A 26,916-nucleotide genomic window follows, 5' to 3' on the forward strand; every position below is an offset into this window, starting at 1 on the left:
AGAAATAGCCTGCTACACCTGTGTCAGGACAAGTGAAGAGACCAAACCGAAAACGCAGCGGGTTACACCAGGCGCGGCGGCTGCCAGATCAAATGGGCATTGGTCTGATTAAACGAAGCTTTGTATTGAAAAGATTTCTCCGGATTCTCCGGCAAAGGTGAAGGAAGTACAAACCCGAAAACCATCGGCGGCATGCTTACGCTCGCGCAACAGGAACAAATGCAAAAAGGTGAGCAGAAATCCCCCGGCTGATCCATGTGACCAGCGTCAGCATGTACCAATCCGGCTTGCGGGCTGCTATCATGGGCCAGACGAGCGGGTGCATCCTGGCATGGAAAGCAGGAGAGGACCGCAACGTAAAAAGCCAATATGATCAGCGAAAATTTCATGGCGCAAATCTACGGCAGAGAAACATGCAACAGGTAGGCAAAAACAAAAAAGGCGATTTGCGATGTCGTCACAGCCCTGCCCGCATACCCCTTAAAAAATATATTATCGCAATATTGCGATTTGTATTTTTTGTGCTATGTTTGCAGTATGGGATTGACGAAAACTGAAATATTTACCGAGCGGCAGAACCGCATTGCCGATCTGGCAAAAGCATTTGCTCATCCGGCGCGGGTGGCCATTTTGCAATTGCTGATTGCTCGCAAGGCCTGCGTTTGCGGTGATCTGGTGGATGAACTGGAACTGGCCCAGGCAACAGTCTCGCAGCATTTAAAGGAGTTGAAACGGATTGGAATCATCCAGGGAGAGATCAATCCGCCCCGCGTTTGCTACTGCATTAACCCAGCGGTTTGGGAAGAGGCAAGGCAGGCGTTCGGCTCGATACTGGAATCCTTTGAGGGGGCCAACTGCTGTAACTAACAGCTATTTTTTTGAGCATATTAATCGTAATATTACATTAAACAACGAGAGTCATGACAAACCAATTAAATCCAATGACGTGGGGCGATTTCAAAAACACGCTCGAACAAAACCCCGACCTGCACCTGCAATTCGAATATGAGGCAGGGAAGTTTGTGGACAGCTCATATCATATCACCGAGATCAAACAGGCGCCGATTGTGTCGGTCGATTGTGGTGGTCAGATGAATAGCTGGACAGAGGTGGTTGTGCAGCTATGGGAGCCTTCGGTTAAAGAAGCTGAGCGTTCGATGAAAGTTGGCAAGGCGCTCAAAATTGTTAATGTTGTTGAAAAAACGTTGCCTTTGAACCCGAAAGCGGTCGTGAAAATCGAATTCGGAAATTCAAAGTTTGATACGCGGCAAATGTATCCGGGCGAATTTGTCACAGAAGGCGAGACATTTACGGTAAACCTGGTTCCCGACTTTACGCAATGTAAGGCGCTCTCTCGCAATCAAAGCTGCGGTGTACCGTCAGCCGGGCCTGAGTTGGTTGCAGCGGGTCAGGAAGCTTCGTGCTGTACGCCGGGCGGCGGATGTTGTTAATTGACGACTTTAACGAGCTATTTATGACAATCAGAGAACTAGTACCCGATGATTGGTCTGCCGTAAGGGAAATTTACGCCCAGGGCATCGAAACAGGCCAGGCTACCCTTGAAACAAGTCCGCCCGGGTGGGAGGTATGGGACCAGTCCCATGTCGCGGATCTGCGGTATGTGGCCGTGGCTGGCAATGGCGAAGTGGCTGGATGGGCCGCTTTGACGCCCGTTTCAGGTCGCTGCGTGTATGCGGGGGTAGCCGAAGTAAGCATCTATGTTGCCGAAGCTTACCGGGGGCAGAAAATAGGTGATCAGCTATTGAAATATCTAATCACCGAGAGCGAGCAAAAGGGATATTGGACTTTGCAGGCGGGAATCTTTCCGGAAAATCCGGCAAGCATCAGACTGCATGAAAGAAACGGTTTCCGCATCATCGGGTACCGTGAAAAAATTGGAAAAATGAAAGGCGTCTGGCGGGACGTCAATCTGCTGGAACGCCGGAGTAAAACCATCGGAATTAACTAATACCGAGCATGAAAAGAATTGCAGAGGCAAACCGCTAAGCAATGCCGGGGAGCGGTTCAGAGTAAATAGGCGGAATGGCCGTCTCTTAATGCAGGTAACGTGGCAGCCACACCAGGCGATCGTTGCCGGTTATCTCAAAAACCTAACCCAACCAACTTTACTTTGCCGGAATTAACCGATCAAGAGCTCTGGAAAGCGTTTCAGGACGGGGACGAGGAGGCCTATACGAGGCTTTACCGTCTTTATATCAAGGACATGTTCCGCTACGGGTCAAGTCTGGTGGCCGCCTCTGATGCATTTGTGATGGATTGTATCCATGATGTGTTCACGGAATTGTGGATCAAGCGCGAGCGTCTGTCGGTGCCGGTACATGTGAAGTACTATCTTATCAAGGCATTGAAAACGCGCATCATGCATCTGCTGGAGAGAAAGGAACGGCCCTTCACCCCATTGTCAGAGATCGATCTGGAAGTGTTTGACAGCGAGGATTTTGAAATACTCGGAGAGCTTGACATGGCCGCCTCCCGCCAGGACAAACTTATTGCCCTTGTTTCGAAATTGCCCCAGCGGCAGCAGGAAGCGATCAAGCTGCGTTTTATTGAGAATCTGAATTACAGCCAGATCGGCGATATTTTGCAAATGAACACCCAGTCGGCAAAAAACCTGGTTTTTCGGGCGGTGGAAAAGCTGCGTGGTTGGATCATTCTTCCCGTTATTCACTTTTTTAATATTTTTTTGGGTTAAACTGAGTACTATTTTCGATTTCTGTCATCTATGCATGAACCAGAACATCGCATTATACCTTGGACCATTCATTTGACAACTACTCGGCTGCCGACTTTCTGCTATCAGACGATTTCGTAAGCCACCAGTTGGAGCCGACTCCGGAGACGGCCCTGCTGTGGGACGAGTGGCTGGCAAGCAACCCGCCGAACCTGGCCGAATGGAACAATGCGGTATACCTTCTGGATTCGATCCGGCTGGGACTTGCGCGGTATGCGCAGCAGGTGATTTCGGAGGAAGCCATTGATGCGCTCCTTACGAGGATCAGACAAACTAACCGGCAGCGTTCGGTCCAGGTTCGCGCTGTGTACCGTTTCCGATGGCTGGCCGCTGCTGTGGTGTTACTGGCAAGTGGGCTGTTTGTATATTGGTGGTTGGGTAAAAGCGCATCCGAAAGCTATTACGCCAGTCGTGTGGCCGACCTGCGCAGCGAATACACCGAACGTGTCAATCACAGCCCGTTTCAGCAAACGATCGTGCTTCCCGATAGTTCCGTGGTGCAGCTGGCACCGGGCAGCAGGATTACCTTCAAACCCTCGTTTGAGGCCGCGTTGAGGGAAGTTTACCTGTCGGGCGAAGCTGTTTTCAAAGTCACCAGGGATGTTCGCAGGCCTTTTCTGGTGTATGCCAATGAGGTAGTTACCAGGGTGTTGGGTACGCAGTTTACCGTTCGTGCCTTTGATGCGGAAGCAAAAGTGCTGGTGAATGTGTCTTCCGGGCAGGTGTCGGTATCCAAAGATGGCCCGTTGCCGGGAAAAGCCAAAGAGCAGTCGGGCAGCGGGCTGTTGCTTCTGCCCAATCAGCAGGCCGTGTTTTCACGCCAATCCGAGGAGTTCAGCAAATCGATCGTTGCCGAACCACAAGTGATCGGTGCGGACGGGCAGGCACCTTCGTTCGAGTACGATGGAGTACCGGTTAGCAGCGTGATAGAGGATTTGGAAAGAGCTTACGGAATCTCTATTCTGTTTAGCAAAGAGCAGTTGAAGAATTGCGAGCTCAGCGCTTCGCTTAAAACCGAAACTTTTGAAGAAAAACTCCGGGTCATTTGTACCACTGTCAATGCGGATTACCAGAAGCTCGACGGCCAGGTAGTCATTCACGGAGGTGAGTGCCGGTAAACCATGGCAAAGAAATCGAGTTAGGAAACCTCCGGCCGAGGCCGTGAGAAAACTAACCTATTGCCCATTACTAACCCGAATCAGCAGATCACTATGAAAAAACTCGCCGCATGTTATGCATTCAAATGCATGAGAACGACCATCGGCCCCATGTTGCTGGTGCTTGGACTTATTCACCTTTCCTGGGCGCGCAACGCCTCGGGGCAGGAGTTGCTCAATAGGAGTATATCCATAACCGTTCAGGAAAAAAGTCTCAAATCGGTGCTACATTTAATCGAAAAGCAGGCCGACATCAAGTTCTCATACAGTCCGCAGGTTGTACCCGTTCAGCAGCGGGTCACGCTATCTGCTGCAAACCGTACGCTGGGCGAAGTACTGGACCTGATCCTGAAACCTGTTCATGTCCGGTACGTAGTGGCCGGACGGCAGATTATCCTGTCGCGGGCGGAACCTGAGCAGAGAACAGGGGCGGTAACACCCGCGGTTAGCCCGATTCCCGGGCCGGCACGCATGCAGGAACGGTGGATCGGGGGAACGGTGACCGACGAAGCGGGCGCCGGATTGCCCGGCGTGAGCGTGGTGGTGAAAGGAACGCAATCAGGAACGGTGACCGACGTGGAGGGTAAGTTTGGCCTGCAAATACCGGACGAAGCGACATTTCTCGTGTTTTCATTCGTAGGCTACCTGCCGCAGGAAGTGGAGGTCGGCTCGCGGACGCAGGTGGAAGTAGTGTTGAAACCCGATACGAAGGCATTGGAGGAAGTGGTGGTAGTCGGGTACGGTACCATGAAAAAGCGCGATCTCACGGGCGCCATCGCGAGCGTGAACGTCGAGCAGACGCGGCTTCAACCCAATACCAATGCATCCCAAATGCTGCGGGGCACGACAGCCGGTGTGCAGGTCACCGACAATGGCCGTCCCGGTCAGGTGGGCACGATCAAAATCCGCGGTACCAACTCTATTTCGGCAAGCAATTCGCCATTGATCGTGCTGGATGGCATTATCTATGCCGGCGGAAGCCTGGCCGATATCAATCCGAGCGACATCGAATCGATCGATGTGCTGAAAGACGCCAGTTCAACAGCCATTTATGGCTCGCTGGCAGCCAACGGGGTAATCGAAATCACCACCAGACGCGGCAAATCGGGTAAGCCTGTGTTTTCCTTCAATACCTATGCCGGCGCTTCGGATTATGCCTTTTTACCCAAATTCCTGAATGCAGAACGGTATCTGGCCGCGCGGAAGGACGCCGAAATCGCGGATGGGGGAGCAGTTCCTTTCCAATCGGTCGAACTTGAAAATATCGCGGCGGGAAGGACGATCAAGCCCTTCGAAGAAATAAAACAGTCGGCACCGATGTCTAACTACGAACTGAGTGTGTCTGGCAAGACGGAAAGAACGGCTTATTTCTTTTCCGGCGGTTATCTGAAAGCAAAATCACCGGTAAGGGGCGACAATTTCAGCCGCATTTCAAGCAGGCTCAATCTTTCTGTGGATGCGACCGACTGGCTTAAACTCGGCGTCAATTCGGGGTTTTCCTCCCGTGACGATTCAGGCGTGCGCGCGGACCTGCTGAATGCTACCTACCTGAGCCCTTTTGCCAGTCTTTACCTGGCGGACGGAAGATCGCCGCGACCATTACCGCAGGACGTTGGCCTGGTTGCCAACCCGTTGACGGGTACACTTTTGAACGATCGCAAATCGATTGCCAATGCATTGTTTGCCAACGGTTTCGCCGATGTGCGGATTTGGAAAGGCCTTTCCTATAAACTGAATGTGGCCTACACCCGTACCGATTCCAAAACGTTCATTTACAGCCCATCCTATGAACCATTGAATCGGCTCGGATCAGGGTCCAAGCGACACGATGAAACGCAGAATATTACCGTCGAAAACATCGTCAGCTACAAACAGCAGATCACTCCCCGGCAGAGCCTGGACGTTACATTGCTCTACGGGGCATATGAGCAGAAAAAACAGTATTCTTTCCTTTCCAGCCAGAACATCTTCAACGATGCATTAGGTTACAATGCATTGGAAATAGGGGAGAGCTTCAATATCGATGCGGGAGCCTTAAAAAACCGTCAGCTTTCCGGCATGGCGCGGTTGGGATATTCCATTGCGGGCAAATACCTCGCGACTGTGAGCGTACGCAGGGATGGCTTTTCTGCCTTTGGCGCTGGGAACAAGTTCGGGGTATTTCCTGCGGTCGCATTGAGCTGGAATGTTACCGAGGAATCGTTTATGCGGAATTTGAAGGATGTTAACTTTTTGAAAGTGAGGGCTTCCTGGGGCCGGAACGGTAATCGGGGCGTCGATGAGTATTCTTCGCTAAGCCAGGTGGAACAAAAGAATTACGTGTTCGGCGATGGCGGCAGTACCTCGGTGGGGCTAAGCCCAAGCAGCCTGGCGAATCCGGCTCTTGGTTGGGAAACTTCCGAAAGTACCAATATTGGTGTCGATGTGCAGGCGTTCAACAGCAGGATCAGCGCTTCTGTTAACTATTACTGGACCCGCACCTACAATCTGCTTTTGAAGCAGGCCATTCCCAATACCAACGGATTTGAGGAGTTTCTCAGAAATGTGGGCCAGACGCGAAACCACGGGCTGGAAATTGATTTGAAAACGACCAACATTCAGCGCGGCGGATTTGCCTGGAATACCGGCATTGCTTTTTCTTTTAACAGAAACAAAATCATGAAACTGACAGGTCGCGACCTGAACAACGACGGACGGGAGGACGACGACATTGCCAGCAACTGGTTCATCGGCCATCCGCTGCAAAGCAATTACGACTATACTTTCGACGGCATTTTCCAGGAAGGCGACGATCTGAGCCTCATTCCGGGAGCTAAGCCGGGTGACATCCGTTTCAAGGATATCAGCGGTCCGGATGGTGTGCCCGACGGCAAGATTACCCCGCAGGACCGGTCGGTGATCAGCAATGCTCAACCTAAATTCAACATAGGTCTTACCAATACATGGAGCTATCGGGGACTGAGTCTGTCCACCACTTTCAACATTCGGCAGGGAGGTTACAGCAGGATGGATATGATGAATCCCGGGCAAAATTTCTATGACCAGGCCAATTTTCTGGATGTACCTTACTGGACTCCGGCGAACCCTATCAACACCAGCCCGAGGATCAATTACCGCAATCCGCTGGGATATGGTTTCTATGAAAACCGCAGTTTCGCCCGTTTGCAGGACGTTTCGCTGTCTTATAATATTCCTGACAAAGTATTGAAGGCCATAAAGATCGGTTCGCTACAAGTGTATGTGAGTGCCAAGAACCTGGCGACCTGGACGAAATGGAAAGGCTGGGACCCGGAATTCGGTGAAGGCGGGAGAAGTCCGCGCGAAAACGGCCCTTTACTGAAAACGTTCATTGCCGGGCTCAACATTTCTTTCTAAATCTGATAAATCATGAAAAGATATCTTACCTGTTTACTCACATTATGTGCGTTGGTGCTAACGACCGCTTGCGAGGAGTCGTACCTTGACGAAGTGCCGCTGGATCGTTTCAGCCCGGAAAACCTGCTAGTCAACGAAGCCGGCTACGATGCGGCCGTCGTGTCGCTCTACGAGGGTGCCCGGCAGGAACATAGCATTGCTTCCAATAATTTCGAATACATGACGGTTGGTACAGATCAAAGCCAGTGGGGCCGAAACGACTCCCGCGGCAACAAGGATTACAGCCTGTTGAGCTCGAACCTGGAAGCGACAGCCATTTATTGGGATTGGGCATTTAAACAAATGATCGTAAGGGCCAACCTGATTCTGGACAATATCGACGATCCCGAGCTGAAAATTGGGGATGCGGCAAGGGCCAATATTAAAGGGCAGGCATTGTTTTTCAGGGCATATACCTACAATTTTCTCGCAAACGTGTACGGCGGCGTCCCCATTGTGAAGGAGCGGATCGTCGAACCGAAATTCGATTTCGTGCGCAGCTCGCGGGTGGAGGTGCTGGAATTTGCTGCGCAGGACCTGGAAGCGGCTTCGGAGCTGCTGGATATGGAAGTGCCGGACGGTAGAATCCCGCGGGCGGCTGCGTTTCACTTGCTGAGCGAGGTCTATATTTCCCTGGGTATGGAAAAGAAGGACGATTCGTATTACGATAAATCCATTGCTGCGGCTACGAAAGTGATCAGTAAGGAAGCCGGCGACTATCAGCTGATGACGCAGCGTTTCGGTAAGGCAAGCGCACGTCCGGGGGATGTGTTCTCTGACATTTTCGCCGACGGGCAGATCAACAAATCCTCGGGTAACAAAGAGGTAATGTGGGCATGGCAGTTTGAGAATTTTACGCCCGGCGGTTATTCGACCCCGTCGCTGGCGAATATCAGTATCCGTTACTGGGGGCCTGAATATGACAAGATCCAATCGCCCAACGGTAGCGCCAACCTGCCTTCCGACAGCCTCGGGCGGGGTATCGGCGTCAATTCTCCCACCAATTATATCAAGTACGAGATCTGGAAGCTCGACCCGAACGATATGCGTAATTCGGTCCATAACATCCGCAGAACCTATTACTATAATAATCCGGCAGACAAGGCGTATTTTGGCAAACCCATTCTCACAAAAAGGGGACCGGATGGTCAGCTCTACACAACCCGTTCGGATGGGGTTGCCACCAAGATCGTGTTGGACACTTTGCGGTAGTATTATCCCTACATACGCAAAATTGAAGGAATGCCGATGGGCAACAATAACCTGAGCGGAAATTCGGTGAAGGATTTCAGCCGGATGCGTGTCGCGGAAACGTACCTCTTACGGGCCGAGGCTTATTTCAGGAAAGGCGATAAGGCGATGGCTGCCGCGGATCTGAATGTCGTCCGGGGGCGCGCGAAAGCCAAATTTATTACCGCTGCGGATGTTACCGAAGATTTTATCCTCGACGAACGTTCCCGCGAGCTGATTGTGGAGGAGCCGCGCCTTCGTACGCTTATCCGCATGGGCCGGCTCGTGGACCGGGTGCGGAGGTACAATTCGGTTCCCTCCGTTCCGAAAGGCCCTTCTTCCGGCACGACCATTCAGGACTTCAACCGGTACTGGCCCATTCCGCAAAAGGTAATTGATGCCAATACCGGCGCAAAATTCGAGCAAAATCCCGGTTATCCGTGAGATTGCCTTATGCCTGAATATTGACAAGCGCCGGAGGGAACGGACGGCATCAATGCAGTCTTATATAAGTTAATTTTTACATTAAGGTTTTAAACGATTGTCAGCTATGTACTTGAAAAACAGGAGAGATTTTATAAAGAATGCTGCCGCAGTGGCGGGAGTTTGTATGTTTGGAACAATGGCCGGGGCCAAGGCTGATCCTGTCATTCTGTTCGTCTCGGGGTGGCAGGACGTGAATATCGGTGATATCGCCCATACACCCGGGCTGATCGCCCTGCTGAAAAAGCGGTTGCCGCAAGCCAGGCTTATCCTCTGGAAGAAAAGTAAAAGCGATTTTGCGGAAGGAATGCTCAAAAAGCATTATCCCGACCTGCAAATCATTCACGGGCAGGTCAGCAAGGAGGGTGTGCCGCAGTCGGACGAAGTGAAAAAGGCATTCACGGAAGCCGATTTCTTCCTGCACGGTTCGGGGCCGTCAGTCGTAGCCGCCGATTACCTGGATGCCTGGCAAAAGCAGACCAGCAAACCGTTTGGGATTTTCGGGGTTACCATTCAGGATATTACCCCCGACCTCAAACGGATCATCGAAAATGCGTCTTTCATCTTCACCCGCGAAACCGCTTCGATCAGTAAGCTGAAAGCGGCAGGCCTGGAAGGAAAGCACATTGCCTTCGCCCCTGACGCGACGTTCGCCATGGATATTCACGACGACCAGGCCGCAGCCCGTTTTATTAGTGAAAACAAACTGATCGACCGTAAATTTATCTGCGTCGTGCCCAGATTAAGAAGGACGCCCTATTACAAGATCAGGCCTAACAATGCGGGATGGAGCGCCGAACGTATCCGTGAAGTGGACGAGCTCAACGACAAATGGAAGGAAGCCGACCACGCCAAGCTCAGGGAAGCCATGATCACCTGGGTGCGGAAGACAAAAGGGAAAATCGTGGTTTGCCCTGAAATGACCTACCAGGTCGATATTATGGACGAACTGCTCATTAATCCGTTGCCTGAGGATGTCAAGGCTCATATCGTCAAGCACGGATACTGGCTCCCCGACGAAGCCGCATCGCTTTACAAAAGGGCACAGGCTGTTCTTAGCTTCGAATGTCATTCGCCGATCATAGCCGCTGCAAACGGCACACCATGTTTTTACCTGCGCCAGCCAGAGGATACGATCAAAGGACAAATGTATTATGACCTGGGCCTGTCCGACTGGACTTTTGAGATCGAGCAAACTACCGCTAAACAGATCACGGATCGCCTAATGGAGATTAATGCACATTATGCCGGTGCATTGAAACAGGTCCAGACTGCCATGGGGAAAGTAAGAGAGCGCTATGACGCCACATTCCGGATTATGGGGGAGAAGGTATAAAACGAACAGGCTCCCCTGACTCGCGAAAGCGCCAATTTTGATAATATGCTTTTTTTGAGCCAATTCTTGGTACCTTATGGAGTTAACCTCAGGGAATGGCGACCTCGGTAGCCGATAGGGTATCAGGAAGCGTTAACGTCATCCTGAGATGAGCGCGATCCGGAATTGGTCAAAGACAGCACGTTGCGAAATTATGATTCTCTATATTAAATACATGGTCAGCCTGAGGTGTAAAATGATGGTGGAAGAGGAACTGAAAAAACTCGGCCTGCACCATATGGTTGTGGACTTGGGCAGCGTCGAAATTCATAAGACTATCACCGCCGAACAACGTGAGGCGCTTAAAATAAATCTTCTTAAATCGGGCCTGGAATTGCTGGATGATAAGAAGAGTATACTGATAGAGAAAATCACGAATGTGATCATCGAAATGATCCATTATCAGGATGAGCTGCCGAAAGTGAATTACTCGGACTATCTCGCCGAAAAGCTGGATTACGATTATACGTACCTGTCCAACGTCTTTTCGGAAGTCAAAGGCATTAACATCCAGCAGTTTATCATTTATCACAAAATCGAACGGGTGAAGGAATTGCTGCTTTATGAGGATCTCAACCTGACGGAGATTTCTTACAAATTGCATTACAGCAGCGTCTCGCATCTGTCTAATCAGTTCAAGAAGGTCACCGGGCTTTCTCCGTCGTTTTACAAAAAACTCCGGCGCAAACGCGAACGCAATCTGGAAAATATTTGAAAGTCCTGCCTGATAAGTCCCATCTCCGCGCAGGCGACCAGCCCATAATCAGTGAAAAATGCAACTTTTAGCGCTGCTTGTGTAACATGTGCGACCAGCTACGTGGTGATATTTGTTACAAGTCTCGCAACCGGTCTATTGAGGTACATGAAGACCGGAACGGGCTTGAATGCCATTTGTCAAATTAAATAAACTATGAAAGCTGAAAAATTAACGTTTGGATGGGTGCTGGCTTCCTTGTTTGTAGCCGTGGGGATATCTTTTAATCCTGGAAAAGCGGGGTACAGAATTCGGAGGGTTATGGAAAAAGGGAAAAGACTATTAGGTTTGCAGGGAGGCATGGCAGGATGAAACAGCCAAGTCTTGATAGCAAATATATTGACGGTCAACTCGTATATGCCAAAGTCAATCCAGCTCAGAAGCTGATCATTCGCCGTTATTACGACCGGATCTATTATTGCCGGGATGCGGACGGCTCAGAAAAAGAATATGCCTTTTTTGAAAGGGAGATTTCATCGAACAATGAGGCGAAGAGCCTTAGATGAGGGATCGGACTTGAAGGATTCCCGACAGGCGTCATCAACAATAGATCACCAGAGCATGGGGAGGGATCGTGAGCCGGATCGACTTCCCATTTCTTACCTCGATATTTAATTCGGTCGGACTCAGGTCGGAGGCATACAGGCACTTCATCGTACCGTCGACCGGATGTATCGCATCGTCGACAGTAACATACACAATCGCATAATTTTCCTGGGCGAGATTCATGGCGCACAAAATTTCGTGACCATCCGAAATGCGCGACCAAGCGACTACTTCGCGGTCTGCAATTTTTCCATCAGGAAAACTGAAATCGGTGCCATTGCGTGAAGTTGAGCGCAGGAAAAATGCTCCCGAAAGGAGGGTAGGGTACTTTTGAATGAGAAGGTCCAGCCGTTCCATTTGTGATGGCCGTAACTTTTCCAGGCAATGCTCGCGGACACCGAACAGGTCAGGCGTTAAATGAATATCGAGCAGGTTTTGCATCATGGTTTACAGCGAATTTACAGCTTTAATGAAGGTAGCTTTATTTGTTTCTAAATAAAATAATATTCTAAATATTTTTATTTTTCTTTTTATTGTCAAAATTTTATTCTACATTTGGTGAATATTTTAAAATAATGTTATGAATAAAGGAACAGTTAAGTTTTTTAATGAGACCAAAGGATTTGGTTTTATTGCTCCGGAAAATGGCGGAGATGATGTTTTTGTACACACGTCAGGTCTCAACGATGATATTCGCGAAAATGACAATGTGTCTTATGAAGTTGAAGAAGGACGAAAAGGCCTGAATGCAGTTAATGTGAACATTATCTGATCAACCATACATGCAAGCAGAAAAATCCTCCTCACAAGGGAGGATTTTTTGTTTTCAACGGCGTTCCCATGAAATCCAATCCATTTACAAGAACCTGGTGGCAAACGGTCGGCAAGCTGCCGGGCAGAGCGCTGACATCACTTTTGGGCAAATGCCTGCTATGGTCGACCAAGATCCTTTCGTTTCTTGTTTTCGTCTCGCTCCGCTTTGTGTTGAAATACCGGAAAGCAGTTATCCGAAAGAACCTGACGAGCTCTTTCCCAATGAAATCAACACGCGAGATCGGTAAGCTTATGCATGCTTATTACCACCATATGAGCGATTTGCTGCTTGAACCTTTTTTGTTTTACCTGGCGCCGGCAATGCTTAGAAAACGTTTGGCCACTTATACCAATCCCGAAGTTTTGGAAAGATTGTACAGGGCCGGCCGGCCGGTCATCGTATTTGCGTCGCATTACGGAAACTGGGAGTATCTGATCAATCTGCCGCAGGTTACCGACTATAAGGTCTACACGGCCTATTCACCTATTAAGAGTGGTCCTTTGGACCGGCTGATGATCAGGTTGCGGTCGTTTATGGGCGTGCAGCTGATTCCCAAAAAAGGTTTTTACCGCCAGGCATTGTCGTTGTTGCGGCAAACTGCGACCCCAAAGCTGCTGATCGTCATCGCGGATCAGCGCCCTGCTCCGGGCAATGATAAATTCCATATTCCGTTTCTGGATCAGGACACTGCCGTCCAAACCGGCGGAGAAAGAATGGCTGCATCCTCCGACGCGGCGATCGTATACGTTGAATCCCGGAAAAATGCCCAGTTCAGCTACGAGTTCACCTTCAAAACGATGGAAAACACCGACCGGGTCGTTCCAATGAGTATTACAAAGGCATACTACCGTTTTCTGGAAAAAAGTATCAGCCTCGCTCCAAGTTATTGGCTATGGTCACACAACCGGTGGAAAGCTCGGACAGTTTCCACTATTCACGCATCTTAATCATCTGTCATGGCAGCACGGCTTACCCGAAAGAACGTTATTTTTCAACCTGATTCCAGCCGGGTGATTGCCCGGTTTCTTTTTAACGGCGACGACAGGGGCAGGCAGTTGATCTCGGTTATTCTTGCTCTTGACGAAAGCCACCAGGTTCAGCAGCTGAGTAATATCCTGAGAAAGTACGCCAAACGGCACCGGAACATTCTCAGGGTGTTCGAACGCCACTTTGAAAAGCTGACCAGGTTACTTCGCACGATGGATATTGACCCTCAGGACCTGGAAACCAATCAGCGCCTGCTGATCGGTGCTTACTTCACGATGGAATATTCCATTGAGGCCGCAGCTTTTTTTAACCCGTCCATCGTTGCCGATCCGGACCAATCCGGCACAGAGCCCGGCGAAACACGGATTATCCTCAGTTTTCGGGCTACGGGGGAAGGACATATATCCTCGATCGTGTTCCGGTCGGCGCTGATCGACGAGAACGACCACATTACAGTCGATACACCGGGGCGTCTGCTTGATTCTCCCGAGCATGTACGCAACCACGTGTACAAAAAGGCATCTTTTTTGTTGAAACTAGGTGAAATGCTGGACTTCAACAATCTGGCCTATCCGGCCATTGAAGCAAGGCTTACCGAGACATTTACTTACGAAGAACTGAAACGATACGTCGACGAGACGAGAAGGTTGCCGGGAATGGATCCCGCTGCCGAACTCTTTCTGCGAGAGATCATGTGGCTGGCATCTTCGCATTACGAAATGGATTTTTCCCTGGATACGGACATTTCCGAGCGGGTCATATTTCCCATTGCCGACACAGAAAAGAGGGGCATTGAAGACGCCAGGTTTGTCTGCTTCACCGATGAGAAGGAGCAGCCAACCTACTACGCTACCTATACGGCCTACGACGGCACGAATATCCTGCCTAAGCTACTGAAAACCAAAGATTTTTATCATTTCAAAGTGTTGCCGCTTCACGGAGAGATTGCGCAGAACAAGGGTATGGCCCTTTTTCCCCGCAAAATCAATGGGAAATACGCCATGCTTTGCCGGATCGACGGGGTCAACAACTACGTCGCGTACTCGGACAATATCAGCGTTTGGCGCAGTGCCGTTTTGATCCAGGCTCCCAAATATCCCTGGGAGTTTGTCCAGATCGGCAACTGCGGCTCACCCATTGAGACCGCGGCCGGTTGGCTGGTTCTGACCCATGGCGTCGGGCCAATGCGGGAATATGTATTGGGTGCGTCTCTTTTTGAGCTGGAAAATCCCGAAATAGAGCTGGGACGCCTCGATCGTCCGCTGCTTATCCCCAGTGGAACGGAGCGGGACGGCTATGTGCCCAACGTGGTTTATTCCTGTGGGGCATTCATACATAATCATAGCCTGATCATTCCTTACGCCACTTCCGATTATGCCTCTACCTACGCGGTGGTTAACCTCAGCGAACTACTGGACGAGCTCACCGGCGCCGGCAGTTAGCGGCTAAGTATCTGGTCATAAACGGCCAGGTAGTTGTCGACCATTTTCTCTTTGGAAAACATAGCCTTGCCCCACTGGCGACATTCCTGCCTGTCGATCCCAGGTATCTTTTCAACCGCCTGCACGGCTTCATCCATGGTATTTACAAGAAAACCCGTTTTCCCGTCTACAATCAACTCGCACATCGAGCCCCGGTTGTTGGCGATCACTGGTGTGCCGCAAAACATGGATTCTGCTACGCTTAACCCGAAAGGTTCATCGAACTGGATGGGGTGAAGCAATGCCAACGCCTTTCCCAGCAAAGTTCGCCGTTCTCCCGGCCCGACATTACCAATGTAAAATACCGATCGGTCATCGATATTGGGCCGGATTTTCTGTTCAAAATAGGCGTCGTCCTGGATCAGCCCTGCGATCAACAGCACTTTACCCGCCTGGCGGGCGATCTGAATCGCTTCATAAGTGCCTTTATCGGGATGAATACGGCCGAAAAAGAGCAGGTAATCCTGCGGGTTCATTTCAAAGGGGAAGTCTTGTCCGTCGACACCGTTATATACTGTGGCAATGTAATCCAGCTTATCGCTGCGATCGGCATTGCTGATGGATGCATAATGGGTAGATGCATTGTATTTTTGATAGACTTCCAGGATTTTGGGAGACGAAAACCCGTGGATGGTTGTCAGCATCGGCGTGCCGATCAGCTTTGAATAAGTTAGCGGCAGGAAATCGAAGTGGTTGTGGATTAAATCGAATTGTGCCGCTTTTTCCATTAAATGACTGATATGCATGCATTCGGCAACCTTCGGATCGATATCCCTGTCTTCCGCATAAGGCGTCTTACAGGTTCCTTCCAACCGGGCCGCAGTTACAGAATCGGTTGTCGCAAAAAGGGTCACATCTATGCCTTTGTCCACCAGGCCTTCCGTCAGATAAGATGCCACCTGCTCCCAGGGGCCGTATTGCCTTGGCGGCGTTCGCCAGGCTATTGAGGACAATATCGCGATTCTCATGCCGGTTCAGCCTCCATCTTAATAATTTCCTCAAATGCTTCAAGGACACTCAAATGCGAAATTAAATAAGCCAATGTGCTTTCCGCGCCCTGGTTCCGGTTGACACCCGAGCTTTCAAGCCCATCGCAACAGCCTTTCGTTTCAAAATCATAAAGGCTTACGCGAAGGTCGTTTTCGCCTAAAAACCACATGAAGCAGGTATAGAGCTTTTGGATATAGGCCTGGTCTTTTGTCAGCCGGAAAGCCTGGTGGAACATCAGCACCATGGCCAGCGCATCCAGTGGCTGTTGGGCAAACATGGATTGCTCCTGGTCCCGGGTGTACCAGTTCTCGTTACCGACTACCGACAGATAGCCATTGCGAAGCGTAATTTCTGAGAGGAAATCCATGCTTTCCAATGCTACTTCAAGGATCCGATCGTCATGCAGAAATTCGGCAGCATGTAAAAGTGCCAGGGGCAGGAATGCATTATCATAGGCCAGTAGCGATTCAAACCACCGCCAGTCGTCGCTTTTATGCATGTCGTAGTCGTTGATGAGCCTGTCGGTAAGGATTTTCAGGATTTTGATCATACCCTCGTCCGACGGATTGCTTTTGAGATAATGGCATAGCCCCACGATGGTGTTCGCGATGCTTCGGATGGATTTAAGACTTGTAAAATTCGGGACGGCATCGAAGAAAATTTCACGGCCTGTCTGGTAGTAGGCGTCGTTGGGCGCATTGCCCAGCAAATAGCCCAGCGACCAGATCGCGCGGCCGAAAGAATCTTCGGAACCGACCTCGTCGAGAAAATTGCGGTTGAAACTCAGAAAATTCCGGAACATGCCGTTCTGGGTTTGCATGTAATTGACATAACTCAGATAGGTCGGCGACAGTTTGAGTGCGAGCGGGTGTTTGTTCCTTTTGTACGTCATTAACACCATCAGCAGCGCCCTCGCGTTGTCGTCCAGGCAGTATCCCTCTTTCAGGTTGGGGATCCCGTATTTGGCATGCTGGATAATGCCCGTGTCGTCGGTAAGCCGCTGCACGTGGTCGAGCAGGAAGGGGGGGAGCGTCAACGGATCCAGGATCATCTCGTCGCCAGTGGCAATGTCAAGCCCGGCTTCCGCTATTTGCCCGGCGAGTTCCAGGTATTTTTCGCCTATTCTCGGCCAGATGATTTCCCTGCCATAATCGAATGCGTTTTTCCTGAGCTCCCGCATTTGCTCGGGATGATCGAGTAAATCCAGCAGTATTTCGGTCAATGCCGATGAATCATAAAAGTTGAAGAGTCTTCCCCGCCCACCGCCCAGCAATTCGGCGGCGTGCCAGTAGGGCGTGGAGATAACGGCATTTCCGGCCCCGATGGCGTAGGAAAGCGTGCCACTGGTGATCTGGGCTTCGCTGGTATAGGGCGTGATGTAAATATCGGATGCGGAAAGGTATTTGAAAAGCTCGGCCTGGCCGATGAACTCGTTGAGAAACACAACGTGCCTTTCAATCCCCAATTGCTTGACAAGTCCGGCAAGGTACACCCGGTATTCCTCACCGGCGTGCCTGATCACGTTGGGATGCGTTTTGCCAAGCACAATGTAGACAAGCTGGGGATACTTCTCGACTACGGCCGGCAAGGCCTTCAATACGGTTTCGATCCCCTTGTTCCTCCCGATAAAACCGAATGTGAGCAAAACCTGTTTGGAGGACAGTTTAAACTCTTTTTTTGCCAAAAGCTGATCAAACTGGATATCGGGTACGCCATGAGCTATCTGTGCGATCTTTCCGGCTGGCACGTGGTACACTTCCGAAAGCATGTCGACGGCCGTCTGGCTCATGACGACAACCGACTGCGCTATTTTGCATATCTCCGTCATAACCGCCTTCTGATTGTAGGAAGGTGTTTTCAGGACGGTGTGCAAGGTGACGATCAGCGGGATTTTCAGGCGGTAAAGCAGGGGAAGAATATAAATACCATTTTGCCCTCCGAATATGCCGAACTCATGTTCCAGAACGCATACGTCGGCGCCGCTCAGGTTAATGACGTTTGCCGCTTCAAGATAATCGGTCTGTTCCTCCTGCCTGATGGAGAGCTTTACTTCTTTCGGGTATTCGTAATGTAGCCCATTGTCGTCGATGGCGATTACGAAACCCTGATTGATGTTTCCCGATGAATCAATACCGACCATCGAATCGTAAAGGTTTTGGGTAAATGTTCCGATCCCGCACTCCCTGGGCGGGTAGGTTCCTATGAATGCTATTTTCATTCCGGTAGTCTGTTGATTATCTTCTAAGATAGCTTAATTAACCGGCATTACCCCGGATTATTTGACATGCAGCGAAACTGTTTTCCGAGGTGGGATTAATACTGGAAATGTGCTGGAAATCAGGTAAAAAGGGTTATATTACAATAAAACTGAAAAACCATGTCCAAAGAGAAAACCGTGCAGAAAGGCGACAAGAAAAAGGCGACGAAGAATCTGAAAGAAAAGCGGGCCGACAAGAAAGAAAAGCGGGATACCAGGTCAAAAGATGAATGATGGGCGTGTTTCTGCGACAGAGCCGGAGTGGCCCGTTTTACAATTAGCCGGCAATTAAATAACTTCTGAATTAATCAATGAGCCCCATTTAGAACTTGACCAAACAAGTTCTAAATGGGGCTCATTGATTTTGTTGTAAACCTGCCTGAAACCAGTTTTCAACTGCCCCAATTTTTTGCCGTTTATAATTGGTGCCAACTGTTTCCGTCGGTAATTGTTACAAGTTTGCAAATGTGATTTATGTAACTATTTTGATAAATTATATAAAGTAAAAACGTAGAAATAGTTCACATTTGATGATTATTTCATTTAAAACTATTTCTATGATTTGCATCACTAAAAGAATCTTGATGTTCGCTGCCTGGTTGTTATTACCAGGGCTTAGCTTCGGACAAGCACCCCAATTAGGAAGTGCGGCAGATTTTGCCGCATTTACGACCATAGGTGCATTTAACAATGATGGGACAAGTGTCCTGGTCGGAGATGTTGGTACAAATGCAGGCGCATTTAATGGTTTTCCACCGGGTATAGTGGTTGGAGAAACGCATGTTGCCGACGCGGCTTCGGCTCAGGCGGCCGTGGATCTGGGAATTGCGTATGACGCAGTCAGTGCGCTGGATCAATGTTCCGTTTTAGGAACTACATTAGGTAACGGCCAGGTTCTGACTCCGGGCATTTACTGCCTGGGCGCAGCTTCTACATTAAATGGCGCATTGATTTTGGACGGACAGGATGATCCCGATGCCGTATTCATTTTCAAGATTCAAGGCGCTTTGTCTGCCAACGCATTGTCCCTGGTCACACTGATCAATTCAGCCGCTTTTAACAATGTTTACTGGCAGATCACCGGCAGGTTCGATTTAGCCGCAGGTTCTGTTTTTCGCGGAACGGTGCTGGGTGGTGGTGCGATAGAGTTGATGGAGGGTTCGGCAATGGTAGGCAGGGCGTTAACGACAGCCGGGGCGATCAGTTTGCACAATAACGAAATTGTAGCTCTGGAATCTTCTTTGCCGGTCACGCTGATTGGTTTTACAGTTGAAAAAGGCGAAGGGCAGACTGCGTTATTGAAATGGACTACCGCAGAAGAGCGCAATAGCGACCATTTCGAAATTGAGCACAGCTACAATGGAAAAGAATGGACACAACGCGGATTTATTGCGGCAAGCGGAGAAAGCAGCGTATCGACTTCCTATTTTTATACAGATGCAATGAATGGAAATGGGATTCAATTTTATCGCCTGAAAATGATTGATCGCGACCAAACCTTCTCATATAGCCAAATTCGGAGTATTAAAGCTTCCGCAAATTCCCGGATGAGCTTGTATCCTAACCCGGCCAAGGATTGGATAACATTGGCATCGGACGATCTTAGCCAGACCGAACGGATTCAGCTGTATGACAATAACGGAAGAACCTTACACGACCAATCATTTAAATTTCAAACAGGAAAATCCGCAGGCATTAATTTAAAGCATGTTCCGGCAGGCCTGTATTTTGTGCGCGTTACAGACAAAAATGGCAACATTGTATTCATGAAAATGGTCAAACAATAGCGATTGTATGAGGCTAAATATCCGACACTATACGCACACCTATCGAAGTTGCCAACTTATTGCGGCGAAGCAAAAAAGGTTGGCAATTACAGATGCCAGCGGACACCTGTGATATATGCAACTGTAATAATAACGGATGTAAAGTCTTCCGCCGTAGATGTGTGAACTTTGGCATATTAATATCAAGCTCTCTGCTATGAATGATTCCGATTCTTTAACCGATGGCGATGGAATCGCTGACTTTGCTCTCACGCTGGTCCATGAAATTCGCAATCCGCTTACAAACATTGATTTGTCGTTACAAATGCTCTCCGAGGAAATACAGGATAATGACCTTCGGGTCTACCTTGGAATTATTAAAAGAAGCTCGGACCGGATCGGAAAGATCTTGAAGGAACTGATTAGTCATCAAAAACTCAACAACGGCTCCGGTGCCGACCATTCCTTACATACCATATTGGATGAAGTGATCTTGCTGACTACTGATCGTATCGCCCTCAAGAAGGTCAAGGTGACGCGGGATTATGATTCGGAAGACTGCGTGATGACGATCAACGCGCAAAAAATAAGAATCGCCCTGACAAACATCGTTGTCAACGCCATTGAGGCCATGGATCCAAGGGAAGGGGAGTTGAAGCTGGTTACCAGGTCGACTGACGCCACGCACCTGATCCGCATTGAGGACAATGGTTGCGGGATCAATGATGCGGGCATGAAAAATCTATTTAAAAGAGGGTTCTCAGATAAACCGGGAGGAATAGGCATTGGCCTGTTCTCAACGTTGAAAATCCTGAAATCCAGCAATGTGGATATCGACGTACAGTCCCAGGCGGGCTCAGGCACATGCTTCACCCTGACGTTCAACAAGGGGGTAAAGCCCGACAAATCGACTGCGTAATTACTATATCCCCGGCGGAATCAGCTATATTGTATTGGATCGGCGTTTGAATTTCACCGTCGATGTAATTACTGAGCTTATTCTATTATGATATTGTATATCAAATACATGGTCAGCCTGCGGTGCAAAATGATGGTGCAACAAGAACTGAAAAAACTTGGCTTGCATTACGTGGTGGTGGATCTGGGGAGTGTGGAAATCCTGGAAGATATTACACCCGAGCAGCACGAAGCGCTTAAAACGAATCTGCTCAAATCCGGCCTCGAGCTACTGGACGATAAAAGGAGCATCTTGATTGAAAAAATCAAAAATGTCATCGTGGAGATGATCCATTATCAGGATGAACTTCCCAAAACCAATTATTCGGATTACATCGCCGAAAAACTCGGGTATGACTACACTTATCTTTCCAACATCTTTTCCGAGGTCAAAGGGATTAATATCCAGCAATTTATCATTCATCACAAGATAGAGAAGGTCAAAGAGCTACTGCTCTATGAAGACTTGAACCTTACAGAGATCTCCTACAAAATGCACTACAGCAGCGTAGCGCACCTGTCTAATCAGTTCAAAAAGGTGACAGGCCTTACTCCTACATATTATAAAAAACTCCGGCAAAAGCGCGAGAGCAACCTGGAAAATATATGATCTGGCTCTCCGGTCGCTGGGTCTTCTGCCCGGGTTCGTCCAGGTCCGGATAAACCCGTTTATCAGTGATCAATGTAACTATTGAGGCCTGTTGTGTAACAGTTCCGGTCTGATCAATGCCGACCTTTGCAGGTATCACCGATGCATTCAGGAAAGTATAGCGAATATGAACAACGACAGCGAGGAGATGGAAAAGGCGAAGGCCCATATTATCGTGGAGATTATCGAGTATGTACCCAATGCGGTACTGAGCAGGACTATCATCAAAAAAACGACAGGTAATGTCACCGTTTCAGCTTTTGATGCCGGAGAGGAAATCGCAGAAAAATCTTCTGCCTTTGATACTTACATTCAGATTATCGACGGTTCCGCTGAAATTATCATTGACGGCAAGAAACACAAACTCGCGCTGGGTCACGGAATTATCATTCCCGCACATCAGCGAAATTCCTTTTGCGCCAAAGAGCCTTTCAAGATGATTTCGACAGTGATAAAAAGTGGTTATGAATGATTTGACTAATATTTGGCTGCTCCCCAGGGTCTATCCTTTGAAATGTTACACAAATGGTGAAAGTGTCCCGTATATGCGCAAGCGTTAGGATAGGGGACTTAGTGAACTGATTATAAAGCATTATCCGGTCGTGGCAGAGCCCTGGCAGGACGATTTGGAAAAGAACAGATACACTTTAAACAACATGGAATCATGAAAACCAACCGAATTATATCCGCCCTGAGCTTAATAATGCTCGCTTTCCCCTTAACTGCGCAAGTAGTGTCAAAGGATTCCCTTTCAAACCTGAGAGAGCAAAGACAAATGCTGGAAATAGGCAAAAGGTTAAACGAAAACAAACTGGAACTGGCCAAGCTTGAAAACGAGCGGGAAGAAAAAGTAATGGCGGTATCGCAAACATCGGAGAATGCACAGAAATCGGCAGATGCCAATATACAGGCGGCAGACAAACTTGGAGAAGAATCCCAGGATCGTAAACTAGCCCGCAGAGCCAGCAACAGCGCCGGTTCGGCCAAGGCAGATGCCAAAAGGGCCCGGAAAGCCGGATACAGTCTGGAAAAACTCGATAAGGATATCAACTCGCTGAAAGCCAGTATTCAGGAGGATGAAAAGAAACTGGCGGGCATGCAACCTCCCGTTCATGGTGAGCCGATGTACTGATCTGAAAGCCCATCATTGTCCGGCGTGGAAAGAACCGGATTTCATTCAGCCCCAGGCACTGGTCAGGACGGCTGTGCGGCCGATACGGTATTTTCGTAGCGGATAGAAGCAATGCAGGGACCCGTGGTCCCTGTAACAGGCGCCGAATCCACCGGCCGAGGCGTCGCCGCCAGCGGAATGTGCCCCTCGCTGGTGAATAACCCCGAAGTAGTGTCCAATCCTATCCAACCCGCGCCGGGAATAAATACTTCCGCCCAGGCGTGCAAATCCACCGATACCGGCATGCTATTCGCATCCGATTGTACCAGATATCCCGAAACAAAGCGGCTGGCCAGCCCCAGGTAACGCATTACCTGTACCAACAGCCAGGCAGAATCCCGGCAGGAGCCGGTGCTATATTCCAATGTCTGCTCACAAGTCATGACACCTTCCTGCTCTCTTTTGATATAGGCGATCCGCGTGTAGATCGTGTTATTGAGTGAGACAAGAAACCCAAGGATATCCTGGTCTGCCAGATCCAGCTGAGCTACAAATGCTGCAAATTGGGGCCCCTGACCGATAACTTCCAGATAGGAAAGAAGGTCTTGCCGCAGGCTGGATGGGTAATTGAACGGAAATTTCTGCGCATAGTCATCTATGCGGACGTCGAACGGGTCATAGGCCCGCAACTGTGCTTTCAGCTGGACCGTCAAAGTCATGGACTCCATCGGTCCGTCAAAATCTACCCGGGCTATAAAATTGCCAAACACATCCTGCTGCCAGTGCACAACATGGCTCGCGGGCTGGACCAGAAGGTCGTAGGATTCGATTTTGGCTGGTGAATGGGCGGCCGGTTTAAGCCTTACCAGATGCGCTGAGAGAAAGACGCTTCTGTCGTAGCGATAGACGGTTTTATGAAAAATGCTTATTAAGGTCATAGCAATCTTTAACAGGTAGACGACGGTATATCAGCGATGTTCGCTACCCTGTAAGCATTCCATTCAGGAACAGACATACTAGGAACAAGAATATGAAGAGCGCACGGAAGTTACACAATTCCTTCGTCAAATCGGGGCATTCCGAATCTTTTCAGCGTGGCGATATGCGATTTTACAGCCAGCCAGAAGGTTTGGTGCTCCATGTAATGCAGTCCGAATTCCTTAGCCGTTTTCCTGACGATAGGAGCGATTGCCGGGTAGTGAATATGGCAGATTTTTGGAAAAAGATGGTGCTCGATCTGAAAGTTCAGGCCTCCGATATACCAGCTTAGCCATTTGTTGCGCGGCGAGAAATTGACCGTCGTTTCCATTTGATGTACAGCCCAGTCCTTTTGGATAATCCCCTCGGCATTCGGTAGCGGATACTGGGTGCCTTCCACCGAATGCGCCAGCTGGAAGATGACCGTTAGAATCAGACCCGCCGAGAAATGCATTACTAAAAAGCCGGCCAGGATCGATCCGAACGGAATATGAAAGATAAGTGTGGGTAGCGCAAAGAATATGCCGAAATAAACCAGCTTCATCAGGATCATCCCGGCGAGCATTTGCAGGTTCTCCCGTTTAGTCTGAGGGTTTAGCCCGGATTTGATGAAATTGGCGTACTGAATGAAATCTTTGAGCAAAACCCAGTAGAGCGTCAGAATGCCGTAAAAAAAGAAGGCGTAGATCCACTGGAAGCGGTGCGCGGGTTTTACGTGCTCATGCGGCGACAGCTTGATAACCCCCCGGTCTTTAATGTCCTCGTCCACGTTGGCCACATTGGTGTAGGTATGGTGCAGGATATTGTGCTGCCATTTCCAGTTGGATACCCCCGCGCCGGCAAGACAAATCGTAAAGCCCAGCCATTTGTTGACAATAGGATTTTTGGAGAAAGCTCCGTGATTCGCATCGTGCATTACGCTCATGCCGATACCCGAAATGGCTGCGCCCATCAAAAGCCACAGGAAGACGCTGATCCAGAATGGAGGCGCGATCAGCAGTATGGCCACGAATGGCAATATGTAGGCAGCCAATAAGACGATGGTTTTAAAGCCCATCGAGTGGTTGCCGTATCTGGATTTGTGATTTTCTATGAAATGCTGCTCAACCCTTCTTTTGAGCGTAGGAAAAAAGAGGGTTTTGTCGATCGCGACAAATTTGATTTTTGCCTGTGTATTCATGGCCTTCCTGTTTAAGTCCGTTGTGCAAAAAGACTCGGGAAGATACAGGATGCTAAATCTGCTCTGGCAAGGGCCGTTTGATATAAAACGCTGAAAATCAATATTTATTGTAGAGGTTTCTCGAATAAATTGGATTGATTTGTCCATGCTGTTCGATATTTCGGAGCGTTTGTAATATGCCCGGGGAAAAGGTGATTGCTATGTTAATTGCAGCTACCTTTACTTATGAATATCCACCCGGCGCCAGGCCATCCGACATTTGTAATCTTTGATACCCATCCGGTAATGCGCATGGGGCTAGCTATTCTTCTGAGGGAAAATTTCAAGGAAGCACTTATCGTCGAGTCGAAGGAGATCACGGAATATGATCAGGACGCCGGCCAGCTGATACCCGATCTGGTCATTTGTGTGCTGCATGCCGATTTTGAGGAGGAGGGATATCCATCAATCCTGGAAATCAGGCAGAAATATGCCGGTTCGCGACTGATCGTATATGGCTCGGAAATGCAGCCGGAGGTAATCATTGATTATTTTAAGAAGGGGGTAAACGGCTACCTGTCCAGATATGCCGACGTGTCGGAGATGCTGGCTTGCATAGCCGCGGTCTTGAATGGGAAGCGATATCTTGGCGTTACGCAAATGGCGCTCATATTTGAATACCTGATCGCAAGCCACACCCCCCAGAAACGGTGGGACCTGCTCACGCGAAGGCAAAAAGAAGTGGCCGATTACCTGGTGCAAGGAATGTCGACTTCGTCCATCGCCGAAAAAACAGGCCTTCATTTATCGACGATCAGCACATTTAAAGCCGCCATTTTTGCAAAACTGGGCATCGACAATGTTCTCGCGCTTAAAGAGATTTTGGGGACAAATGAAAACTAAACAACATGAAATTAGCCCAACAAATCGCTGATAAGGTCTATCCCATCATGGAAGGCAACAGGCATCAGAGCTCGGAAAGACTGAACCTGGCATTGATGCAGGAGTTGGAAGCGCTTACGTCCAGGCCTATCGACCTTTTGACACGATTGCTGGAATGCAATGTACCCAATAAGGGCAATAAGCATATTTTCGATGAAGTGAGGCAATACCTGGATACGCTCCGGTAAATCACACGCTGAACTTTGCTTTCAACACGGTTATTCGATCCGGGGGAGATTCATTTGCTTTCGGTAAACGCTGGGTGCCAGGCTGGTAACCTTTTTGAATACCCGGGTAAAATGCGACAGGCTTTCAAAGCCGGTCAGAGATGCGATTTCGGCGTTGGATGCCTGACTGGTTGCCATGATATGAATAGCCCGTTCTATCCGCGCTCCATAAATGAATGACAGCGGACGGGTACCCGTATGGTTTTCAAACAGGCGTGAGAAGTACTCCGCGTTCAGGCTGGCCCGTTCAGCGAGTAATTTGACTTTGAGCGGCAAATGCAGGTTCACATATACGAATCGCATCGCGTCCAGGATTTTGGCTGGAATGACCTTGGGTTCGTTGGCCTGAAATATCTCCGGAATCGTGAAGCGCGACAGTAACTGAAAAAGAATGCCCTGCGTTTCAAGAAAGTCGGAGATTTTCTGGTGATTATTGAGCTCCTGATACTCTTTGTAGTAAATGTTTTTTTCGTAGACTTGCGGATTGTCGGAGCGATTGATGCCCCGTCCGGGATTGATGTCGACCAGTCGGCGAAAGTTCATCAGGTCAATTTCACTGGCTTTTACCCTGTGCACGAGGCGAACATCGGAAAACAAGGAAGTACCGTCTGTCGACTCCTCAAAGAATTGCACAAAATACTGGCTCAGATGGCCTTCACAAACCAGATTGCAAAGCGTGTAGGAGGGGATAATATAGAGGTAGCCCGCTTCAAGCGGCAACGTTTTGGATGTGTCCGAAATCTTGCCGGCGCCCGCATCGATGTAGTAGATCCGATGATAGGGGCTGATCACATTTTTGTAGTTCCACCTCGAATCGAGCTTGACATAATCCGTGTTGAGAAGAGACAACGTTTGCCTGAGAAACCGCTTGTTCATAATCTGTGAGA

The 26,916-nt window shown here is 49.2% G+C and carries 28 protein-coding genes; 21 read left to right on the top strand and 7 right to left on the bottom strand.

Features of this window, described 5'->3' with window-relative positions; translation table 11 throughout:
- Positions 1-62 precede the first annotated feature (62 nt).
- Complete coding sequence (locus AAHB90_RS11035) at positions 63-389, bottom strand: DUF6660 family protein (RefSeq protein ID WP_342085088.1); 327 nt, start codon at positions 387-389, stop codon at positions 63-65.
- Between the two features lie 148 nt (positions 390-537).
- Between AAHB90_RS11035 and AAHB90_RS11040 the strand changes: the two genes are divergently transcribed.
- The 11 genes from AAHB90_RS11040 (at position 538) to AAHB90_RS11090 (ending at position 11,477) form a co-directional block, all read left to right on the top strand.
- A complete protein-coding gene (locus tag AAHB90_RS11040) occupies positions 538-867 on the top strand; it encodes an ArsR/SmtB family transcription factor (RefSeq protein ID WP_342085089.1) in 330 nt (109 codons plus the stop codon).
- Positions 868-920: 53 nt separating this feature from the next.
- On the top strand, positions 921-1,451 hold the full coding sequence (locus tag AAHB90_RS11045; RefSeq protein ID WP_342085090.1) for a DUF6428 family protein: 531 nt from the start codon (positions 921-923) through the stop codon (positions 1,449-1,451).
- Positions 1,452-1,474: 23 nt separating this feature from the next.
- Complete coding sequence (locus AAHB90_RS11050; RefSeq protein WP_342085091.1) at positions 1,475-1,969, top strand: GNAT family N-acetyltransferase; 495 nt, start codon at positions 1,475-1,477, stop codon at positions 1,967-1,969.
- A 162-nt stretch (positions 1,970-2,131) separates the two neighbouring features.
- Positions 2,132-2,713 carry an RNA polymerase sigma factor gene (locus AAHB90_RS11055; protein ID WP_342085093.1) on the top strand — a complete coding sequence of 194 codons (582 nt, stop codon included), beginning with the start codon at positions 2,132-2,134 and terminating at the stop codon, positions 2,711-2,713.
- A gap of 59 nt (positions 2,714-2,772) precedes the next feature.
- Positions 2,773-3,870 carry a FecR family protein gene (locus AAHB90_RS11060; RefSeq protein WP_342085095.1) on the top strand — a complete coding sequence of 366 codons (1,098 nt, stop codon included), beginning with the start codon at positions 2,773-2,775 and terminating at the stop codon, positions 3,868-3,870.
- A 93-nt stretch (positions 3,871-3,963) separates the two neighbouring features.
- Positions 3,964-7,284 carry a TonB-dependent receptor gene (locus tag AAHB90_RS11065; protein ID WP_342085097.1) on the top strand — a complete coding sequence of 1,107 codons (3,321 nt, stop codon included), beginning with the start codon at positions 3,964-3,966 and terminating at the stop codon, positions 7,282-7,284.
- Positions 7,285-7,296: 12 nt separating this feature from the next.
- A complete protein-coding gene (locus AAHB90_RS11070) occupies positions 7,297-8,535 on the top strand; it encodes a RagB/SusD family nutrient uptake outer membrane protein (protein ID WP_342085098.1) in 1,239 nt (412 codons plus the stop codon).
- Positions 8,536-8,547: 12 nt separating this feature from the next.
- Complete coding sequence (locus AAHB90_RS11075; protein ID WP_446717894.1) at positions 8,548-8,997, top strand: RagB/SusD family nutrient uptake outer membrane protein; 450 nt, start codon at positions 8,548-8,550, stop codon at positions 8,995-8,997.
- 106 nt (positions 8,998-9,103) lie between these two features.
- On the top strand, positions 9,104-10,372 hold the full coding sequence (locus AAHB90_RS11080) for a polysaccharide pyruvyl transferase family protein (RefSeq protein WP_342085100.1): 1,269 nt from the start codon (positions 9,104-9,106) through the stop codon (positions 10,370-10,372).
- Between the two features lie 193 nt (positions 10,373-10,565).
- Positions 10,566-11,126 (top strand): helix-turn-helix domain-containing protein, encoded by a 561-nt coding sequence (locus AAHB90_RS11085; RefSeq protein WP_342085101.1) that lies wholly within the window; start codon positions 10,566-10,568, stop codon positions 11,124-11,126.
- A 195-nt stretch (positions 11,127-11,321) separates the two neighbouring features.
- On the top strand, positions 11,322-11,477 hold the full coding sequence (locus tag AAHB90_RS11090; protein ID WP_342085102.1) for a hypothetical protein: 156 nt from the start codon (positions 11,322-11,324) through the stop codon (positions 11,475-11,477).
- A gap of 228 nt (positions 11,478-11,705) precedes the next feature.
- On the opposite strand, the gene AAHB90_RS11095 is transcribed toward AAHB90_RS11090, so the two are convergent.
- Entirely contained in the window at positions 11,706-12,155 is a 450-nt protein-coding gene (locus tag AAHB90_RS11095; RefSeq protein ID WP_342085103.1) for an alpha amylase C-terminal domain-containing protein, read from the bottom strand.
- 136 nt (positions 12,156-12,291) lie between these two features.
- On the opposite strand from AAHB90_RS11095, the gene AAHB90_RS11100 reads away from it, so the two are divergent.
- From AAHB90_RS11100 to AAHB90_RS11110, 3 genes are all read left to right on the top strand, one after another.
- Positions 12,292-12,483, top strand: a complete 192-nt coding sequence (locus AAHB90_RS11100; RefSeq protein WP_342085104.1) for a cold-shock protein — start codon at positions 12,292-12,294, stop codon at positions 12,481-12,483.
- Positions 12,484-12,551: 68 nt separating this feature from the next.
- Positions 12,552-13,472 carry a lysophospholipid acyltransferase family protein gene (locus AAHB90_RS11105; RefSeq protein ID WP_342085106.1) on the top strand — a complete coding sequence of 307 codons (921 nt, stop codon included), beginning with the start codon at positions 12,552-12,554 and terminating at the stop codon, positions 13,470-13,472.
- Between the two features lie 9 nt (positions 13,473-13,481).
- Positions 13,482-14,954 carry a glycoside hydrolase family 130 protein gene (locus AAHB90_RS11110; RefSeq protein ID WP_342085108.1) on the top strand — a complete coding sequence of 491 codons (1,473 nt, stop codon included), beginning with the start codon at positions 13,482-13,484 and terminating at the stop codon, positions 14,952-14,954.
- Here the strand turns inward: AAHB90_RS11110 and AAHB90_RS11115 are convergent.
- Together AAHB90_RS11115 and AAHB90_RS11120 are read right to left on the bottom strand one after the other, a co-directional pair.
- Positions 14,951-15,961: a glycosyltransferase family 4 protein gene (locus tag AAHB90_RS11115; protein ID WP_342085109.1), complete on the bottom strand. Its 1,011-nt coding sequence runs from the start codon at positions 15,959-15,961 to the stop codon at positions 14,951-14,953. The two genes, AAHB90_RS11110 and AAHB90_RS11115, sit on opposite strands and share 4 nt — an antisense overlap.
- Positions 15,958-18,201 (bottom strand): glycosyltransferase family 4 protein, encoded by a 2,244-nt coding sequence (locus tag AAHB90_RS11120; protein WP_342085110.1) that lies wholly within the window; start codon positions 18,199-18,201, stop codon positions 15,958-15,960. Before AAHB90_RS11120 ends, AAHB90_RS11115 begins: the two co-directional genes overlap by 4 nt.
- Positions 18,202-18,770: 569 nt before the next feature.
- Between AAHB90_RS11120 and AAHB90_RS11125 the strand changes: the two genes are divergently transcribed.
- The 5 genes from AAHB90_RS11125 (at position 18,771) to AAHB90_RS11145 (ending at position 22,744) form a co-directional block, all read left to right on the top strand.
- Complete coding sequence (locus AAHB90_RS11125; protein ID WP_342085111.1) at positions 18,771-20,027, top strand: ice-binding family protein; 1,257 nt, start codon at positions 18,771-18,773, stop codon at positions 20,025-20,027.
- Between the two features lie 196 nt (positions 20,028-20,223).
- On the top strand, positions 20,224-20,925 hold the full coding sequence (locus AAHB90_RS11130) for an ATP-binding protein (RefSeq protein ID WP_342085112.1): 702 nt from the start codon (positions 20,224-20,226) through the stop codon (positions 20,923-20,925).
- 129 nt (positions 20,926-21,054) lie between these two features.
- Complete coding sequence (locus tag AAHB90_RS11135; protein WP_342085113.1) at positions 21,055-21,573, top strand: helix-turn-helix domain-containing protein; 519 nt, start codon at positions 21,055-21,057, stop codon at positions 21,571-21,573.
- A 166-nt stretch (positions 21,574-21,739) separates the two neighbouring features.
- Positions 21,740-22,084 carry a cupin domain-containing protein gene (locus AAHB90_RS11140; protein WP_342085114.1) on the top strand — a complete coding sequence of 115 codons (345 nt, stop codon included), beginning with the start codon at positions 21,740-21,742 and terminating at the stop codon, positions 22,082-22,084.
- A 192-nt stretch (positions 22,085-22,276) separates the two neighbouring features.
- Entirely contained in the window at positions 22,277-22,744 is a 468-nt protein-coding gene (locus AAHB90_RS11145; protein WP_342085115.1) for a hypothetical protein, read from the top strand.
- A 62-nt stretch (positions 22,745-22,806) separates the two neighbouring features.
- Here the strand turns inward: AAHB90_RS11145 and AAHB90_RS11150 are convergent, their stop codons facing one another.
- Positions 22,807-23,661, bottom strand: a complete 855-nt coding sequence (locus AAHB90_RS11150; protein ID WP_342085117.1) for a transglutaminase family protein — start codon at positions 23,659-23,661, stop codon at positions 22,807-22,809.
- A 110-nt stretch (positions 23,662-23,771) separates the two neighbouring features.
- Positions 23,772-24,881, bottom strand: a complete 1,110-nt coding sequence (locus AAHB90_RS11155) for a fatty acid desaturase family protein (protein WP_342085119.1) — start codon at positions 24,879-24,881, stop codon at positions 23,772-23,774.
- Between the two features lie 225 nt (positions 24,882-25,106).
- Between AAHB90_RS11155 and AAHB90_RS11160 the strand changes: the two genes are divergently transcribed.
- Positions 25,107-25,763 carry a response regulator transcription factor gene (locus tag AAHB90_RS11160; RefSeq protein WP_342085121.1) on the top strand — a complete coding sequence of 219 codons (657 nt, stop codon included), beginning with the start codon at positions 25,107-25,109 and terminating at the stop codon, positions 25,761-25,763.
- 5 nt (positions 25,764-25,768) lie between these two features.
- On the top strand, positions 25,769-25,990 hold the full coding sequence (locus tag AAHB90_RS11165) for a hypothetical protein (protein ID WP_342085122.1): 222 nt from the start codon (positions 25,769-25,771) through the stop codon (positions 25,988-25,990).
- Between the two features lie 30 nt (positions 25,991-26,020).
- Here the strand turns inward: AAHB90_RS11165 and AAHB90_RS11170 are convergent, their stop codons facing one another.
- Positions 26,021-26,905, bottom strand: a complete 885-nt coding sequence (locus AAHB90_RS11170) for an AraC family transcriptional regulator (RefSeq protein WP_342085124.1) — start codon at positions 26,903-26,905, stop codon at positions 26,021-26,023.
- Positions 26,906-26,916 lie beyond the last annotated feature (11 nt).

Source organism: Dyadobacter sp. OTU695 (genome assembly GCF_038440355.1).
Lineage (GTDB): Bacteria > Bacteroidota > Bacteroidia > Cytophagales > Spirosomataceae > Dyadobacter.